The following is a 17,252-nucleotide window of genomic DNA, read 5'->3' as shown; positions in this document are numbered from 1 at the left end:
AATAGAGTAACGTATAAAAAAACTGATGAAAAACAGGAAGTTTTCATCAGTTCTAGTCTTATTTTTTATTTTGTTTGCCTTGATTACGTCCACCGTTATTTGTAGTAATCTTATTTTTCGGTGTATTCTGTTTTGTTGGTGTTGGCTTAACAGCTGATTTAACCACTTTCACTGGATTTTTTTCAAAATGTTCAGCAATTTCTTTTTTTACTTTTGGTTTATGATATAGGTTAGTAATCAATGATTGGATGCAACTAAAGATACCACCAATAACCCAATACAATGTCACACCAGCAGGAGCTTTGAATGAGAAGAAAATAATCATAAGAGGAGACAGATACGTCATCATTCGCATTTGTTTTCTCTGTTCATCACTCATCCCAATCATACTGATGTAACTTTGTAAAAAGTAACTAATACCAGCTAATGCCACTAAAATTAAACTAGGTTTCCCTAAATTTATTCCAAAGAACACAGATTCAGAAATACCAGGTGTCACTTTTGCAGCAAAGAATAGTGCTGTAAAAATTGGCATTTGTATCAATAAGGGTAGACACCCAATTCCTCCCATAATATTGATATCATTATCTTTATAAAATTGTTGTAGTTCTTGTTGTGCTGCCATTTTTTCTTCTGGTGATGTGGCAGTTTTCATACGTTCATTAATAACATCCATATGCGGTTTGATCGCTGCCATTTTTTCTTGTTGAATCATTGATTTTTTCATTTGGCTTAAACCAAGTGGTAAAATGATTAATCGAACGATCATCGTTAATAAGATAATTGACCAACCAAATCCTAATCCCCAATTCTCTGCAAAGAAGGTAATCAAATGACTCATGGGTTTTACTAATACATTATAGACGAATCCCTCGCCTGTAGGAGCACCTGTTGAGTCGGTCTTTACACATCCGGATAAAAAGATTAATAATCCAAACAGTCCAGAACCAATCATCCAACGTTTTAAATTTTTCATTTATTTCTTCCTTTACTATAATCTTCATAAATCTACACAAGCATTACTATATCGAATTTTTCGCTATAATTCAATTATTTTATAGAAATAATTTAAGAATAAACAACGTTAAATTGATGATGCTCTTTAAAACTTGGCTCAAAATCAATCGAGTAGTTTGTTACGTTTCCCATCGGAGCAGGTGATTTTTTTACTTCTTCAATAAATTGTTGAACAGCTAATTTATCTCCGTTCGCCTCGATGTAAACACCACCGTCATCTAAATTACGGACAATTCCATAAACCCCTAACTCATCAGCGACTATCTTTGTCATATAACGAAACGCGACACCTTGAACTCGACCATGAACAATCATAGAAATTTTCATTTAATCACTTCCTTTGTGTTTTTTTATTCTATTATACAATTTTTAATGATAAAGGGGTTAAACAAATAAAAAATCTGATATAATGAATCCAGAATTGAGAGGAATGAATATAGATATGAAGCGAATCGAATCTTTGACTAATCAATGGGTAAAAGAAACCAAGAAATTACATAAAAAGAAGTATCGTGATATAACCAATCAATATATTTTAGAAGGAGAGCATTCTGTTCAGGAAGCTTTAGAAAATAATGGGTTGATTGATTGCGTGATTACAACTGATGATGGATTATTAAAATATAAGTCTATTCTATCAAAGGTATCAGAGGAACAATTGGTTGTTGTAACTGATGGGATATTAAAGCAACTATCTGAATTACCAACACCACAAGAAATTATCGCGATTATGAAAAAGTCAGAAGAATTAACAGGATTTGGGGAAAAAATCTTAGTTTTAGATCATGTGCAAGATCCTGGAAATGTGGGAACGATGATCCGAACAGCAGATGCAGCTGGTTTTGATCAAGTTATATTAAGTGAAGGATGCGTAGATGTCTATCAATCAAAAGTGCAACGAGCATTACAAGGCAGTCAATTTCATGTATCTATTGTGACTAATGTTGCGTTAGATAAATGGATAGTACAGGCAAAAATGCGACATATTTTAACAGTTGCAACAGCATTAGATGATACTGCGATGTCTTTTAAAGAATTAAAGCTAACAGAATCAATTGCTATTATTATGGGGAATGAAGGCCAAGGCGTGTCACAGGAAGTCTTATCACAAGTTGATAAAAAAGTGTACATTCCAATGAAAGGACAAGCAGAGTCGTTAAATGTCGCAGTTGCTGCTGGGATTGTTATGTTTCACTTTTAAATTATTATAAATTTATTAAAGTCATGTTTTTTGATATGTTTTTTAAAAAATAACTGATATATTGTTATCATGAAACGATTGATAAAGTTATTGTTTAAGAAAGAAAGTGATAGTAAATGTCGTTAAATTGGCAAGAAGATACTGCTTACTTAGAACTTGTTGAAGATTTAATTTATACAGATGACGTTCAAAGTTTAAAAAAATACACACAACATCATTACTCAAATCGTTTAGAACATTCGATTCAAGTATCTTATAAGAGTTACAAACTCGCAAAAAAATGGGGTGGAAATGTTAGGGCGACTGCTCGAGCAGGCTTACTTCATGATTTATTTTTCTATGATTGGCGTGAACAAAAAATGGGCGAAGGCACACATGCTTATGTTCATCCGCGTATTGCTTTAGAAAATGCCAAAAAATTAACAGATATCTCACCATTAGAAGAAGATATCATTATTAAGCATATGTTTGGTGCGACAATTGCACCACCTAAATATAAAGAAAGCTATATTGTCACACTGGTTGATAAATATTGTGCCTGTGAAGAAGTTATTAAACCATTGTTTAAAAAAGTAAAATTAAAAGCCGCTGAGTATTCTAAAGTGGTACATTTGTAAGCTGACAGATAGTATTTGTCAGCTTATTGTTTTATACTAGAAGATATCGTATAAAAATTGATAGTTGATGGTGAGGAGGCAGTTTATGAATTCTTGTGAGAAAAGACAATTTGAACTTTGTCCAAAATTTGAAAAAACATTTGATATGTTAGGTAAAAAATGGAATGGTTTGATTATTGATGTATTACTAGAGGATGGCACACAGCGATTTGTTGAGTTAGCTAATAAAATACCAGATGTTAGTGACCGAGTGTTGGTTGAGCGATTGAAAGAATTGGAAGAAAAGGGAATTATAACACGAGATGAACACCCTATAGAAAAAAAACGCATTGATTATTCTTTAACTGAAAAAGGAGAAGCGTTACGTTCTGTTATGAATGAAGTTCAAAGCTGGGGAGAAAAATGGATGTAAGAATCATCTTGACGGACCATTTTATTTCTTGTACACTTTAGATATATAGTAAAAAACGTTTACGGAAACGAGTAATTTAGTATTTTTCTCGCTCAGGGAGGTTTGTCAAAGACTGAAAGCAAACTGTGGAAAATCTAGACGAAGTTCACTTCCTTAGTTGTTTGGTTATCAAACCGGTGATTATTATCATCGTTAACAAATAAAGATGCTTTTAGCATAAAAATTGGATGGTACCACGAGACATCGTTCCTTTTCATTAAGGAATGATGTCTTTTTTGTTGGATTAAGAAAGGATGAAACAAATGGAAATCAAAGAAAGATTGGAATCACTACGTAAAGATTTTATTGAAAAGATTGCGCAAGTGGAAACATTAGACCATTTAAATAACATACGGGTTGAGGTAATGGGAAAAAAAGGAAGTATGACAGAAATACTTCGTGGAATGAAAGATTTATCAAATGAAGAGCGACCAGTTGTCGGAAGTTTGGCTAATGAAATTAGAGATGTATTATCCACACAAATAGATGAGAAAAAACAAGAACTTGAAGAAGAAGCACTTAATCAGGCGTTATTAAATGAAACGATTGATGTGACTTTACCGGGTAAAGTATCAAGTACTGGTACACCACATATCTTAACGCAAGTGATGCAAGAAATTGAAGATGTTTTTTTAGGTCTAGGTTATGAAATTATTGAAGGCTACGAAGTTGAAAAAGATTACTACAACTTTGAGAGAATGAACTTACCTAAAGATCACCCAGCTCGTGATATGCAAGATTCCTTTTATATTACAGATGATATGTTATTACGTACGCATACCTCACCTATTCAAGCACGTACGATGGAAAAACATGATTTTTCAAAAGCACCACTTCGTATGATTAGTCCAGGGAAAGTTTACCGACGTGATAGTGATGATGCCACTCACAGTCATCAATTCCATCAAATTGAAGGATTAGTTGTTGATAAACATATCACAATGGCAGACTTAAAAGGAACGCTTGAAGTGTTACTTAAAAAATTATTCGGGGAAGATCGTCATATCCGTCTAAGACCAAGTTACTTCCCATTTACAGAGCCATCAGTTGAGGTGGATATTAGCTGTTTCAAATGTGGTGGTAAAGGCTGTAACGTATGTAAACACACTGGTTGGATTGAAATTCTTGGAGCAGGCATTGTGCATCCAAGCGTTCTTGAAATGTCAGGCATTGATTCAAGTGAATACAGTGGATTTGCTTTTGGATTAGGACCTGATAGAGTCGCAATGTTAAAATATGGTGTCAATGATATCCGTTATTTCTATCAAAATGACGTCAGATTCTTAGAACAATTTAAGGTAAAGGGGTAGAGATAAATGTTAGTATCATATAAATGGTTACAAGAATTAGTTGATGTAAAAGATATTGATGTAAATCAATTAGCAGATAAAATGTCTCGTTCAGGTATTGAAGTAGAAGATGTGACGATCCCTGAAGAAGGACTGAAAAAAATTGTTGTTGGAGACGTTAAAGAATGTGTTCCTCATCCAGATAGTGATCACCTATCAATTTGCCAAGTAGATGTTGGCGAAGAAGAGTTGTATCAAATTGTTTGTGGTGCGCCAAATATCACGGCAGGAAAAAAAGTGATTGTGGCTTTACCAAATTCACGTATTACTGGAAATGTCAAAATTAAAAAAGGTAAAATGCGTGGTGAAGTGTCATTAGGTATGATTTGTTCATTACAAGAATTAGGTTATTCAGACAGTGTGGTGCCAAAAGAATACGCTGAAGGGATTTATTTCTTACCAGAAGATGCAGTACCAGGTCAACCAGTATTCCCATATTTGGAAATGGATGATGCGATTATTGAATTATCTGTCACACCAAACAGAGCCGATGCTTTAAGCATGCTAGGGGTGGCTTATGAAGTAGCCGCGATTTATGACAAAGATATCACGTTACCAACTGTGACAATCAATGAAAATCCAGATGAACCAGTTGAAAGTTATGTATCAATCAGATTGGAAGATGAAGAAGATGTGCCATCTTATGGTATGAAAATCATTAAAGATGTCACAATTAAAGAAAGCCCAATGTGGTTACAAACTCGTTTGATGAATGAAGGCATTCGCCCGATTAATAATATTGTCGACGTAACAAACTATACCTTATTATTATTTGGTCAACCACAACATGCGTTTGATTATGATAAACTTGATTCAAAAGAAATCTACGTTCGCCGTGCAACAGACAAGGAAGAGTTGACAACCTTAGACGGAGTTGAAAGAGAATTAACTACTGAAGATTTAGTGATTACAAATGGTAAAAAAGCCATCGCTTTAGCTGGTGTAATGGGTGGAGAAAATACTGAAATCACAAATAATACCACAACGATTGCATTAGAAACAGCTGTTTTCAACCCAACTCGCGTTCGTCGTACAGCAAGAAGACTAGCTTTATCAAGTGAATCGAGCCGTCGCTTTGAACGTGGAATTAATTGGTCTGTGATTCGTCAAGCTAGTGAATTTTCTGCCAACTTAATCGCTGAACTTGGTGGTGGTACGATTGTGACAGGTGAAGCTCTTGTTGAATCAAGTGTTCCAACAGAACCAACTGTTTCCATCACCTTAGAGAAAATCAATCGTTCATTAGGAACTGAGTTATCAGCAATGGATGTAGAAAAAATCTTCTTACAATTAGGATTTGATGTGTCATTAAGTGGTAAAACATTTGATGTGACAATCCCATTAAGACGATGGGACATTAAGATTCCAGCTGATTTGATTGAAGAAGTTGCTCGTATTTACGGCTATGACAACTTACCATCTACTTTGCCAAGTGGTGCCTCATTACCAGGTAAATTATCATTTAAACAACAAATGACTCGTCATATTAGATCATTATTAGCAGGAAAAGGATTAACTGAAGCGATTAGCTATGCGTTAATGTCCCCTGAATCAGCTGTTCAATTTAAACTAGATACGAAAAATTCAGAAGACATTGTTGAACTTGATTTTCCAATGAGTGAAGAACATTCAGTCTTACGTCAAAGTTTAATTAATGGCTTACTTAAAGATGTTTCTTATAATGTCGCGAGAAAAGCAAATGGTGTAGCATTTTACGAAATAGGTCATGTCTTTAATTGGTATGATAAATCAGATTTACCGAAAGAAACAACTCATTTAGGTATGGCGATGACAGGTGTTTCTCGTAAAAAAGACTGGAAAGAATCACAAGAAGTAGTTGATTTTTATACAATGAAAGGTATTGTTGAATCATTAATTAGCTTCTTAGGACTTGAAAATGAAGTGGTTTATCAACCAAATCAAACACTAAAAGAGATGCATCCAGGACGCACAGCAGATATTTTAGTAGGTGAAACTCGCGTTGGATTTGTTGGACAAATCCATCCTAAACTTTCTAAAGATATGGATTTAAAAGAAACATATGTTGTTGAAATTGACTTAGATAAATTATTTGAATTTGTTCCAGAAGATAATGTTTATAAAGAAGTTGGTAAATACCCATCAATTAAACGTGATATTGCCTTGCTAGTGGACGAAGCAGTGACATATCAACAAATTGTGGACGTTATTGAAGCAAATGGTGGTAAAAACTTAAGATCTATTCATCTGTTTGATTTATTCAAAGGAGAAAAATTGGGTAAAGGGAAAAAATCTCTTGCTTACTCTCTTGTATTCCAAAATGACGACTCAACTTTAGTTGAAGACGAAGTGGTTTCTGTTATGAAGAAGATAGAAAAAGCGTTAGTTAATGAGTTAAACATTGAATTCAGATAATATAAAAACAATTAGTATGTGATAATAATCATGTGCTAATTGTTTTTTTATTTAAAAGGACAGAAAAACAAATAAAAGTTTGGTATTATAAATGGGATAATATATTAAAGGAGATTGGGATGGTATTAAAAAAGTGTTTAAAAAGATTATTTGTGGGAATGATCTTTTTTAGTTTTCTATTTGTAACACAGGTTTCAGCAGAAGAGATGCCAAGCATGATGGATTTAATTAATGAATCGGGTTTTACTGTCAATGAAGCAGATAAACCAAAAGGTGCTGTTTTGATAGATGCAAATACAGGACAATTCTTGTGGGGAGAAAATCCTGATACGCCACATAATCCAGCAAGTATCATGAAGCTGATGGTTGTTTATTTAGTTTATCAAGCAATTGAAGAAGGACAACTCACACTAGATACAACAATTGAAGCCAACGAGCGCTATGTGGCAATTTCTCAAATTTATCAATTAAGTAATAATAAGATTCAGTTAGGAGCTTCCTATCCAGTAAGAGAATTGCTAAAAATGGCAGTTGTACCCTCTTCAAACGTCGCGACGGTCATGTTAGCTGATTTAGTTGAACCAAATGCGGTATTAATGTTACAAAAAATGAATGATACAGCAAAAGAGTTAGGTATGACAAATACTAAAATAGTTAATATAACAGGGGCAGAAATTAGTGCGTTTCAAGGGATGTATGCAGCAGAAGGGGTAGATACATCAACCTTAGAAGTGGAGGCATCTAATACAACAACAGCAAGAGATTTAGCAACATTTACTTATTGTTTACTATCAAAATATCCTGATATTTTAACTATCACTAACTCACCAAAAGTGACATCAATGCTTGGAACACCATTTGAAGAAACATTTGACACGTATAATTATTCGCTACCAGGATTAGAATATTCTTATGAAGGGGTAGATGGGTTAAAGACAGGTTCGAGTCCTTCGGGTGGATTTAATATAGATATGACAGCCAAAAAAGGGGATTTACGTCTTATCGCGATTGTGTTAGGTGTGGGAGATTGGGCAGATCAAACGGGAGAATACAAACGCCATCCCTTTGCCAATGCAATGTTAAATTACGGCTTCAGTCATTATGAATACAAAACTATTTTAGAGTCTGGTGAACATGAAATAGATGGTAAAGTTATTATGACAGATAAGTCGCTATATGACACAGTGAAAAAAGATGAATCTTATACATTGAGTTTAGATGATGGCAATGTACTTGTTGTTAATGGGATAGAAAAAATTTCAGCGACTATTCCAGTAGTGGAAGTGTCCTATAAAGAAAAAGAAGAAGAACATTCTGTTAAAAAAGCATTAAAAAATACACCTGTTGAATCAATAGCATTAAGTATCCCAACAACGCAATCTGAATGGTTGCAGATAGCAAAACGATTTTGGAAAGAAATAGTTATTGGATTTATTAGTTTAATTTTTTTACTATTTTTAATAATATGGTATATTATTAAAAGAAACCGACGAAAAAGGATTAAAGAGAGAATGAAACGCTATTCTCGAAGGTAATTTTCGTTGAAAAAAATAAGGGAGGATGTAATGATGACAGAACAGACTTACTATACTCTAAAGGATGGTAACAGAATTCCAGTAGTGGGATTTGGTACGTGGCAAGCTGAAAGTGGTGAAATAGCAAAACAAGCAGTAAAATCTGCACTAGAAGCGGGTTATCGTCATATTGACACAGCAATGATTTATGGTAACGAAGAAAGTGTAGGCGAAGCAATTAAAGAAAGTGGTATTCCACGTGAAAGATTATTTATTACCACAAAGTTATGGAACAAAGATCATTCATACGATAAAGCAAAACTGGCTATCGATGAGTCCTTAGAGAGATTAGGTCTTGATTATTTAGATTTATATTTAATTCATTGGCCAAATCCAGTTGATTATCGGGACCATTGGCAAGAAGCGAATGCTGGTGCTTGGAAAGCAATGGAAGAAGCTCTCAACTCTGGAAAAGTAAAAAGTATCGGCGTTTCCAATTTTATGATACATCATTTGAAGGCGTTAGAAGAGATAGCTTCTTTTCAACCAGTGGTGAATCAAATTTATTTAAATCCTAGTGATCAACAACAAGAAATTGTTAGTTATTGTAAAAATAAGGGGATTTTACTAGAGGCATATAGTCCACTAGGGACAGGTGATATTTTTAAATTAGATGAATTAGAAGAAATCGCTAAAGCGCATGGTAAGACTGTAGCACAAGTTGTATTACGTTGGTCTCTTCAAAAGGGATTTGTGCCACTTCCTAAGTCTGTCACTCCTAGTCGAATTAAAGAAAATATTGAGTTGTTTGATTTTGAACTATCTGAATTTGAGATGGGACTCATTGATGCTTTACAAGGAAAAGCTGGTCAGGCAAGAAATCCGGATGAAGTTACCTTCTAAAAGGCTCTTTATTAAGAGCCTTTTTCTTCATTAAAAAGATGAGTAGATTGGGAGAAATTGATGGAAAAGTTATTAAAAGTTATCTCAAACAGAGCTGTTATTATTGTGTTATTAATCCTTCTTCAATTAGGTGTGTTATTTGCGATTGTGTTTAGATTTCAAAATTATTTTGTTTATTTTTATACGTTCTATTTATTAATTTCCAGTTTTGTTGTGATAAAAATTATTAATAGTCGAAGTAATCCAGCTTACAAAATTGCTTGGATTATTCCAATTATGTTAATTCCTGTTTTTGGGACAGTTATTTATTTAGTATTTGGACGTGTTCGCTTTAGTAAAAAAGAAAAAACAAAAATGGAAGTCATTCAAGAAAGAGAACAACTTGCCAATGAGCGAACAGTATCAAAAGCAAAAATAACAGATGGGAATCAAAATGCTATAATACAGTCTAATTATTTAAGTAAATATGGAGAATCTTCTTTGTTTACACATACAACCAGTGAATATTATCCATTGGGTGAACAAGCTTTTGAAGCCATGATTGAGGATTTAAAAAAAGCTGAAAAATACATTTTTATGGAATTTTTTATCGTTAATGATGGTGAAATGTGGCAAACTATTCTTGATATTATGATAAAAAAAGCAAGAGAAGGTGTAGATGTTCGATTTATTTATGATGATTTTGGATGTTTGTTTACATTACCTCATGGATATGATAAAAAGTTAAGAAAAGAAGGCATAAAGTGTTGTGTTTTTAATCCATTTATTCCTGTATTATCTCCAATTTTCAATAATCGTAATCATAGGAAAATAACTGTCATTGATGGAAAAATTGCTTATACAGGTGGGATTAACTTAGCTGATGAATACATTAATGCGATTGAGCGTTTTGGTCATTGGAAAGATAATTCAATCAAACTTGTCGGAGAGGCAGCATGGGGATTTTCTTTGTTGTTTTTATCTATGTGGGATTTTGTAAATTCAACTGAAAGTAGAGTAGAAGAATTTATTCCAATCTATGAGGCCAATGAACTACCGGAAACAAAAGGATATTATCAACCTTATGTGGATTCTCCATTTGATAGAGAAACAGTTGGAATGAATGTCTATTTAAATCTAATCAATCGTGCGACGGATTATGTCTATTTTACTACTCCTTATTTGGTCATTGATAATTTATTGATGGAAGCTCTGTGTAATGCCGCAAAAGGTGGTGTCGATGTGAGGATTATTACCCCACATATTCCTGATAAGTGGTATGTCCATACTGTGACCAAATCAAACTATGCTCAACTAATTGAAGCAGGAGTAGAAATATATGAATATACACCAGGTTTTATCCATTCTAAAACCTGTGTGGTGGATGGAGAGTATGCAACTGTCGGCACAGTCAATTTAGATTATCGTAGTTTATTTTTACATTTTGAATGTGGTGTGTGGATGTATAAAACGAAAGGAGTAGACGATGTCCTACAAGATCACTTAGAAACAGAAAAATTAAGTCAATTAATTACATTAGAAGAAGCAAAAAACGTGTCATTCCCTAAAAAAGTTTTACAGGCGTGTTTATCGGTTTTTGCCCCGTTATTGTAATAACAAAAAGATAGAAAAATGAGAGAGTGAAAAATATGCAAGCAGTTTATTTAGATCATGCCGCAACGACTCCGATGGCTCCTGAAGTGATTGAAGAAATGACACGAATTATGTCATCAACATTTGGTAATCCATCTAGTGTGCACCAATTTGGTCGCCAAGCAGAGTTTGAATTAGATATGGCAAGAGATGTCGTTGCTTCTTCGATTGGTGCACAGTCACGCGAAATCGTCTTTAATGGTGGTGGTTCTGAAGGTGATAATACAGTGTTGTTGGATATTGCTAGACAAATGAAACATCAAGGGAATCATATCATTACCACTAATGTTGAGCATTCAGCAGTAATGAACCCACTAAAAAAATTAATGGAGCAAGGATTTGATGTGACTTTTTTACCAGTAGACAACACTGGTAAGGTTACAATAGAACAAATTAAAGAAGCGTTAACTCCTGACACCATATTAGTGTCAATAATGTATGGAAACAATGAAATTGGAACGTTAAATCCAATTAAAGAAATTGGTCAGTTACTTCATGAAGAAAATGTTTTATTCCATACAGATGCAGTACAAGCATTTGGTAGTGAAATAATAGATGTGAATGAGTTGTTAGTTGATTATCTGACCATCTCTGCTCATAAAATTAATGGACCTAAAGGGGTTGGGTTTACTTATATTCGTTCAGGTCAACCAACGCCTGTTTTAATACAGGGTGGTGACCAAGAAGAAAAAAGACGAGCAGGAACCGAAAATCTTGCTGGAATAGTGGGACTAAAAAAGGCTGTATCACTTCTTACAGCAGAGAAAAAAGCTGAAAATAAAGAACATTATAAACAATTCGAACGCCTTATTTTAGAGGCATTAGATGAGCAACAGATAGAGTATCAGATAAATGGAGACACAGAAAATAAATTACCTCATATTTTAAACATTTGGTTTAAAAATGTTCCTAATAACATTTTGTTATCTCGTTTAGACTTAGCTGGTTTTGCCATATCAATTGGATCTGCATGTAGTGCAGGAGACGTAAAACCGTCACGCATTATTCAAGCCATTTATTCAAAAGACAGTAATGCAGCTAAAGAATCAGTCAGAATGAGTTTTGGCTATGGGGTGACAGAAGAGCAAATTATTGAATTTGCACAAACCTTAGTATCGACGATTCAATCAATGTTGAAAAATTAGTTGGTATTTGTAGACAGAGTCATTATAATGAAAGTATCAATTTTATTAGGAGGGTTATTATGTCATTTTTAGAAAAGGCAACAGTAGAAGGGTGCCCACAGTTCTACAAAATAAATCCAAAGGCAAGAGCCTATACGTTTAAAGATTATGGTTTCCAAGCAACACCTTCAGGAAATTTACAATTGGTGAGACCATTAGATATTTCACCACAAGCTAAACAAAGTCCAAAATTAAAAATTACTGTAGCAAAAGACTTAAAGACTTTAAAAATGTCTTTAACAACTGCTAATGGATTAAAAACGATTAATATTTTTAAATCGGATGATCAAAAAGATAAACAAGAGCAATTTTACTACATTATGGAAGATTTAATGTCTTTTGATTGCCTTGAAAAAGCATAAAATGATAAAAGAACTGTCATGTGACAGTTCTTTTTTTGTGTCAAAGAGATGATTTTATTAAGCAAAAACGCTATAATGTAATAACTGAAAAAATACGACCTTCAAATCGTAGTAGATTTTCAGAATCTATAAAAAGAAATGATGGTGATGAGTTTGACAGATAACAGTCAAATTAAAGTAGTAGTCGGTATGAGCGGTGGCGTGGATTCATCTGTAACTGCCCTAATACTAAAAGAACAAGGCTATGATGTAGTTGGAGTCTTTATGAAAAACTGGGACGATACGGATGAAAATGGTATCTGTACCGCAACAGAGGATTATAAAGATGTGGCGAAAGTAGCGAATCAAATAGGTATCCCGTATTATTCTGTGAATTTTGAAAAAGAATATTGGGACCGTGTATTTGAATACTTTTTAGCTGAATATAAACGTGGAAGAACACCAAATCCTGATGTCATGTGTAACAAAGAAATTAAATTTAAAGCCTTTCTAGATTATGCCATGCAACTTGGTGCTGATTACGTGGCGACAGGTCATTATGCCCAAGTGGTTCGCGATGAAGACGGAACATCTCACATGTTACGTGGGGTAGACCAAAATAAAGATCAAACGTACTTTTTAAGTCAACTTTCTCAAGAACAATTATCTAAAACAATGTTTCCACTTGGACATATGGAGAAAAAAGAAGTTCGTGAGATTGCCGAAAAAGCTGGACTGGCAACTGCTAAAAAGAAGGATTCAACAGGTGTTTGTTTTATTGGTGAAAAGAATTTTAAAGAATTTCTTGGAAAATATTTACCAGCGCAACCTGGAAAAATGATCACGTTAGATGGTGATATTAAAGGCGATCATGCTGGTTTAATGTATTATACCATTGGTCAAAGACAAGGATTAGGAATCGGTGGTGGTCAAGGTGAATCAAGCGAACCGTGGTTTGTTGTGGGAAAAGACTTATCAACAAATACCTTATATGTAGGACAAGGATTTCATCATGAAAACTTGTATTCAACACACCTGGAAGCAAGTGACGTTCATTTCACTATTGATACACCAAAACCAACAGAGTTTACCTGTACAGCTAAATTTAGATATAGACAACAAGATATTGGTGTCCGTGTGGTATTATCAGAGGATCAAACACAAGCAACTGTTTATTTTGATGAACCAGTGAGAGCAATTACCCCAGGGCAAGCCGTTGTTTTTTATGACGGCATGGAATGTTTAGGTGGCGGATTAATCGATGCGGCATTTTATGAAGATAAACAACGTCAGTACATTTAATTAAAAAAGGTGTTGACAGAATGTTTTTAATACGATATAGTTCTGTGTGTAAGAAAAATAGATTAGTTAGGTGAGGCTCCTATACAAACATAGGCTACTGCCCAAAAATGTCGAGAGACGCCAATGGGTATAACAGAGATGATCGATATAAGGTTTTCTTTAACGTAGCTAAAGTTCTTGGTAACTTTTACGTTGTATAGTGCTAAAACTCAACGATTGGATCTCACAAATTTATTTAATGTGTCTTTACGCCTTTCGTCGAGTTTTTGGACGGAAGGTTTTTTTGCGTTTTCTAATCAATCAAAGGAGGGATAATTGTTTTTTAAAACTATTATTCTTATAAAAATAGCAAACAAAGGAGATGGAAACACATGGAAGATAGTAGTCACGGTCGAAGTTATAAGGGTCATGAAGAGTGGGAAATAAAAAAAGTTTATTATTGTCTATCTGTTTCTACCTCAGAGAGATAAGTTGATAGCTTGTAACCACTTCTCAAAAGGACCCAATAATAAGGAGGAATACACATGATACATACAAATTTGAGTGGCATACTCTTTTTTATGGTCGGGTGTTTCTTATGGACACAACAAGTGGGAAAGAAGGTTACAACAATGGAAAAAAAAGAAGTAGCAAACTACAAATTTTTTGCACAAACTAGTATTGATAAATTATTTTCAACATTTAAAACAAGCCTTAGTGGAATAAATAATAACGAAGCAGAAGTATTAAGGGGTGAGTATGGTGAAAATGTTATTTCACATAAAAAGAAAACACCATTTATTGTAGAAGTATTAAAAGCATATTTTACACCGTTTACGACAGTACTATTAGCTTTAGCTATTATTTCGTTTATTACAGATTATGTGATTGTTCCAGCTGATGACAAAGATTTAACTGGCGTATTGATTATTGTAGCAATGGTGTTGTTAAGTGGCACAATGACACTTATTCAATCAGTCAAATCAAATAATGCGGCTGAGAAATTAAGTAATATGGTAAAAGTCACAGCGACAGTTCTTAGAAAAGGTGAGGAAGTTGAGTTACCTATTGAAGAAATTGTGTGTGGCGACATTATTAAATTATCAGCAGGAGATATGTTACCAGCAGACGTTAGATTGATTCGTACAAAAGACTTGTTCGTCTCACAAGCTGCTATGACTGGTGAAAGTTATCCTGTTGAAAAAAAAGACACATTTACTATGAGAAACAAAGACACAGAAACAGATTATGAAAATATTGCATTTATGGGAAGTAATGTTGTGAGTGGTAGTGCCATTGGATTAGTCATAGCAGTTGGAAATGGCACATTATTTGGTCAAATCGCGAAAGATGTGTCCGAAAAACACACGATTACTAGTTTTGATGTGGGGATTTCAAAAACATCTTGGTTATTAATTCGTTTCATGTTGGTCATGGCACCAACTGTATTCCTGATTAACGGTTTAACAAAAGGTGACTGGTTAGAAGCATTTCTATTTGGTTTATCAGTAGCAGTAGGATTAACACCTGAAATGCTACCAATGATTGTGACAACGAACCTTGTAAAAGGTGCGTCAACAATGGCGAAAAAAGGCACTATCATTAAAAATTTAAACTCTATTCAAAACTTTGGTGCAATTGATGTATTGTGTACGGATAAAACAGGAACCTTGACACAAGACAAGATCATTTTAGAGTATCATTTAGATGTTGATGGAAAAGAAGACGACAGAGTATTAAGACATGCATTCTTTAACAGTTATTATCAAACAGGTTTAAAAAACTTAATGGATAAAGCCATTATAGAATCAGCTGAAGAAGAGTTAAATATGAATGTCAATGCGTATAAAAAAGTTGATGAAATTCCATTTGATTTCCAACGTCGTCGTATGAGTGTGGTAATTGAAGATGCGTTTGGAAAAACTCAAATGATTACAAAAGGTGCCGTTGAAGAAATGCTTGACGTATCAAGCTATGTTGACTACCGCGGCAGTGTGGTTCCCTTAACAGAAGACATTAAATCAACTATTTTAAAAACAGTGGATGAACTAAATGAAGATGGATTACGTGTGATTGCGGTTGCTCAAAAAACAAATCCAAGTGTGGTGGGTGAGTTTTCTGTTAAGGACGAAAGCGACATGGTATTAATTGGCTATTTAGCATTCCTCGATCCACCAAAAGAAACAACGAAAGACGCTTTAAAAGCATTAAAAGAGCATGGTGTTGGTGTTAAAGTATTAACAGGGGACAATGCTTTAGTCACTAAATCTGTGTGTAAACAAGTCGGATTAGAAGATGAAGAGTTAATTACAGGGTCTGAAATTTCTCGTATGAATGATGTTGAATTAAAAGTTATTGCAGAAAAATACAATATTTTTGTTAAATTAACACCGTCTCAAAAAACACGCTTAGTAAAAGTATTACGAGATGCAGGTCACACTGTTGGCTTCATGGGTGATGGTATTAATGATGCACCTGCTATGAAAGAAGCTGATGTGGGTATTTCAGTAGATACAGCGGTTGATATTGCTAAAGAAAGTGCGGATGTTATTCTATTAGAAAAAGACTTAATGGTGTTAGAACGAGGTATTTTAGCAGGACGTACAACGTTTGGTAACATTATGAAATATGTCAAAATGACAGCAAGCTCAAACTTCGGAAATATGTTCTCAGTTGTTGTGGCAAGTATCTTCTTACCGTTTTTACCAATGTTGCCAATTCAATTGTTATTCTTGAATTTAATTTACGATATTTCTTGTATGTCAATTCCATGGGATAATATGGATGCAGATTATTTAGAAGAACCCAAAAAATGGGATGCAAGCCGTATTGGGTCATTTATGAAGTGGCTTGGACCTACAAGTTCAGTGTTTGATATTACAACGTATGCTTTAATGTATTTTGTCATTTGTCCAGCAGTGGTTGGTGGGTCATATCACACATTAGGAGCTGAACAACAAGCATTGTTTATTGCTGTATTCCATGCCGGTTGGTTTGTTGAATCATTATGGTCTCAAACATTAGTTATTCATACATTAAGAACACCAAAATTACCATTTATTCAAAGTAGAGCATCATTTATTTTAACAACGATTACGTCTATTGGTATTGCAATTGGTTCATTCTTACCATTTACAGCGTTTGGTCAAGATTTAGGATTAATGCCATTACCAGGGCAATACTGGATTTATTTAGCGCTGACTATCGTTGCTTATCTAATGCTTGTAATGATTGTTAAAAAAATCTATGTAAACCGTTTTGGTGAGTTATTATAATAGAAATTTAAAAAGAAACGAGTGATAACTTGTTTCTTTTTTTTTAACACGATAAAATAGATAAGTCGTAAGATTTGTCAATTTGGATATTTT

General features: G+C 34.0%; 14 protein-coding genes and 1 riboswitch. Of the genes, 12 read left to right on the top strand and 2 right to left on the bottom strand.

Features of this window, described 5'->3' with window-relative positions; translation table 11 throughout:
• Positions 1-58 precede the first annotated feature (58 nt).
• Entirely contained in the window at positions 59-976 is a 918-nt protein-coding gene (yidC, locus tag AC37UB_RS02685; protein WP_117972866.1) for a membrane protein insertase YidC, read from the bottom strand.
• 92 nt (positions 977-1,068) lie between these two features.
• The gene (locus tag AC37UB_RS02680; RefSeq protein ID WP_117972865.1) at positions 1,069-1,344 is read right to left on the bottom strand and encodes an acylphosphatase; all 276 of its coding nucleotides are present in this window, start codon (positions 1,342-1,344) and stop codon (positions 1,069-1,071) included.
• A gap of 115 nt (positions 1,345-1,459) precedes the next feature.
• Between AC37UB_RS02680 and AC37UB_RS02675 the strand changes: the two genes are divergently transcribed.
• The 12 genes from AC37UB_RS02675 (at position 1,460) to mgtA (ending at position 17,159) form a co-directional block, all read left to right on the top strand.
• Complete coding sequence (locus tag AC37UB_RS02675; protein WP_117973189.1) at positions 1,460-2,218, top strand: TrmH family RNA methyltransferase; 759 nt, start codon at positions 1,460-1,462, stop codon at positions 2,216-2,218.
• A 116-nt stretch (positions 2,219-2,334) separates the two neighbouring features.
• Positions 2,335-2,835: an HD domain-containing protein gene (locus AC37UB_RS02670; RefSeq protein WP_117972864.1), complete on the top strand. Its 501-nt coding sequence runs from the start codon at positions 2,335-2,337 to the stop codon at positions 2,833-2,835.
• 85 nt (positions 2,836-2,920) lie between these two features.
• Positions 2,921-3,247 (top strand): winged helix-turn-helix transcriptional regulator, encoded by a 327-nt coding sequence (locus AC37UB_RS02665; RefSeq protein ID WP_117972863.1) that lies wholly within the window; start codon positions 2,921-2,923, stop codon positions 3,245-3,247.
• A gap of 302 nt (positions 3,248-3,549) precedes the next feature.
• Positions 3,550-4,596 carry a phenylalanine--tRNA ligase subunit alpha gene (pheS, locus tag AC37UB_RS02660; RefSeq protein ID WP_117972862.1) on the top strand — a complete coding sequence of 349 codons (1,047 nt, stop codon included), beginning with the start codon at positions 3,550-3,552 and terminating at the stop codon, positions 4,594-4,596.
• Positions 4,597-4,602: 6 nt separating this feature from the next.
• Positions 4,603-7,029, top strand: coding sequence for a phenylalanine--tRNA ligase subunit beta (gene pheT / locus AC37UB_RS02655; protein WP_490685299.1), 2,427 nt, complete (start codon positions 4,603-4,605; stop codon positions 7,027-7,029).
• A 119-nt stretch (positions 7,030-7,148) separates the two neighbouring features.
• Entirely contained in the window at positions 7,149-8,564 is a 1,416-nt protein-coding gene (locus tag AC37UB_RS02650; RefSeq protein ID WP_490685298.1) for a DUF1958 domain-containing protein, read from the top strand.
• Positions 8,565-8,597: 33 nt separating this feature from the next.
• Positions 8,598-9,446 carry an aldo/keto reductase gene (locus AC37UB_RS02645; protein ID WP_117972859.1) on the top strand — a complete coding sequence of 283 codons (849 nt, stop codon included), beginning with the start codon at positions 8,598-8,600 and terminating at the stop codon, positions 9,444-9,446.
• A gap of 60 nt (positions 9,447-9,506) precedes the next feature.
• Positions 9,507-11,039: a cardiolipin synthase gene (cls, locus tag AC37UB_RS02640; RefSeq protein ID WP_241699078.1), complete on the top strand. Its 1,533-nt coding sequence runs from the start codon at positions 9,507-9,509 to the stop codon at positions 11,037-11,039.
• A 35-nt stretch (positions 11,040-11,074) separates the two neighbouring features.
• Positions 11,075-12,223, top strand: a complete 1,149-nt coding sequence (locus AC37UB_RS02635) for a cysteine desulfurase family protein (RefSeq protein ID WP_241699077.1) — start codon at positions 11,075-11,077, stop codon at positions 12,221-12,223.
• Between the two features lie 59 nt (positions 12,224-12,282).
• On the top strand, positions 12,283-12,624 hold the full coding sequence (locus AC37UB_RS02630; protein WP_117972856.1) for a cysteine desulfurase: 342 nt from the start codon (positions 12,283-12,285) through the stop codon (positions 12,622-12,624).
• 153 nt (positions 12,625-12,777) lie between these two features.
• Positions 12,778-13,905 (top strand): tRNA 2-thiouridine(34) synthase MnmA, encoded by a 1,128-nt coding sequence (gene mnmA, locus AC37UB_RS02625; RefSeq protein ID WP_242093558.1) that lies wholly within the window; start codon positions 12,778-12,780, stop codon positions 13,903-13,905.
• 55 nt (positions 13,906-13,960) lie between these two features.
• Positions 13,961-14,133: riboswitch (M-box (ykoK) riboswitch) on the top strand.
• Positions 14,134-14,516: 383 nt separating this feature from the next.
• Complete coding sequence (gene mgtA / locus AC37UB_RS02620) at positions 14,517-17,159, top strand: magnesium-translocating P-type ATPase (RefSeq protein ID WP_490685375.1); 2,643 nt, start codon at positions 14,517-14,519, stop codon at positions 17,157-17,159.
• Positions 17,160-17,252: the final 93 nt, after the last annotated feature.

The organism is Vagococcus changpingensis (genome assembly GCF_058211775.1).
Note: the sequence above shows the minus strand (reverse complement) of the source record. Positions and strands in the feature narration are given on the sequence as shown.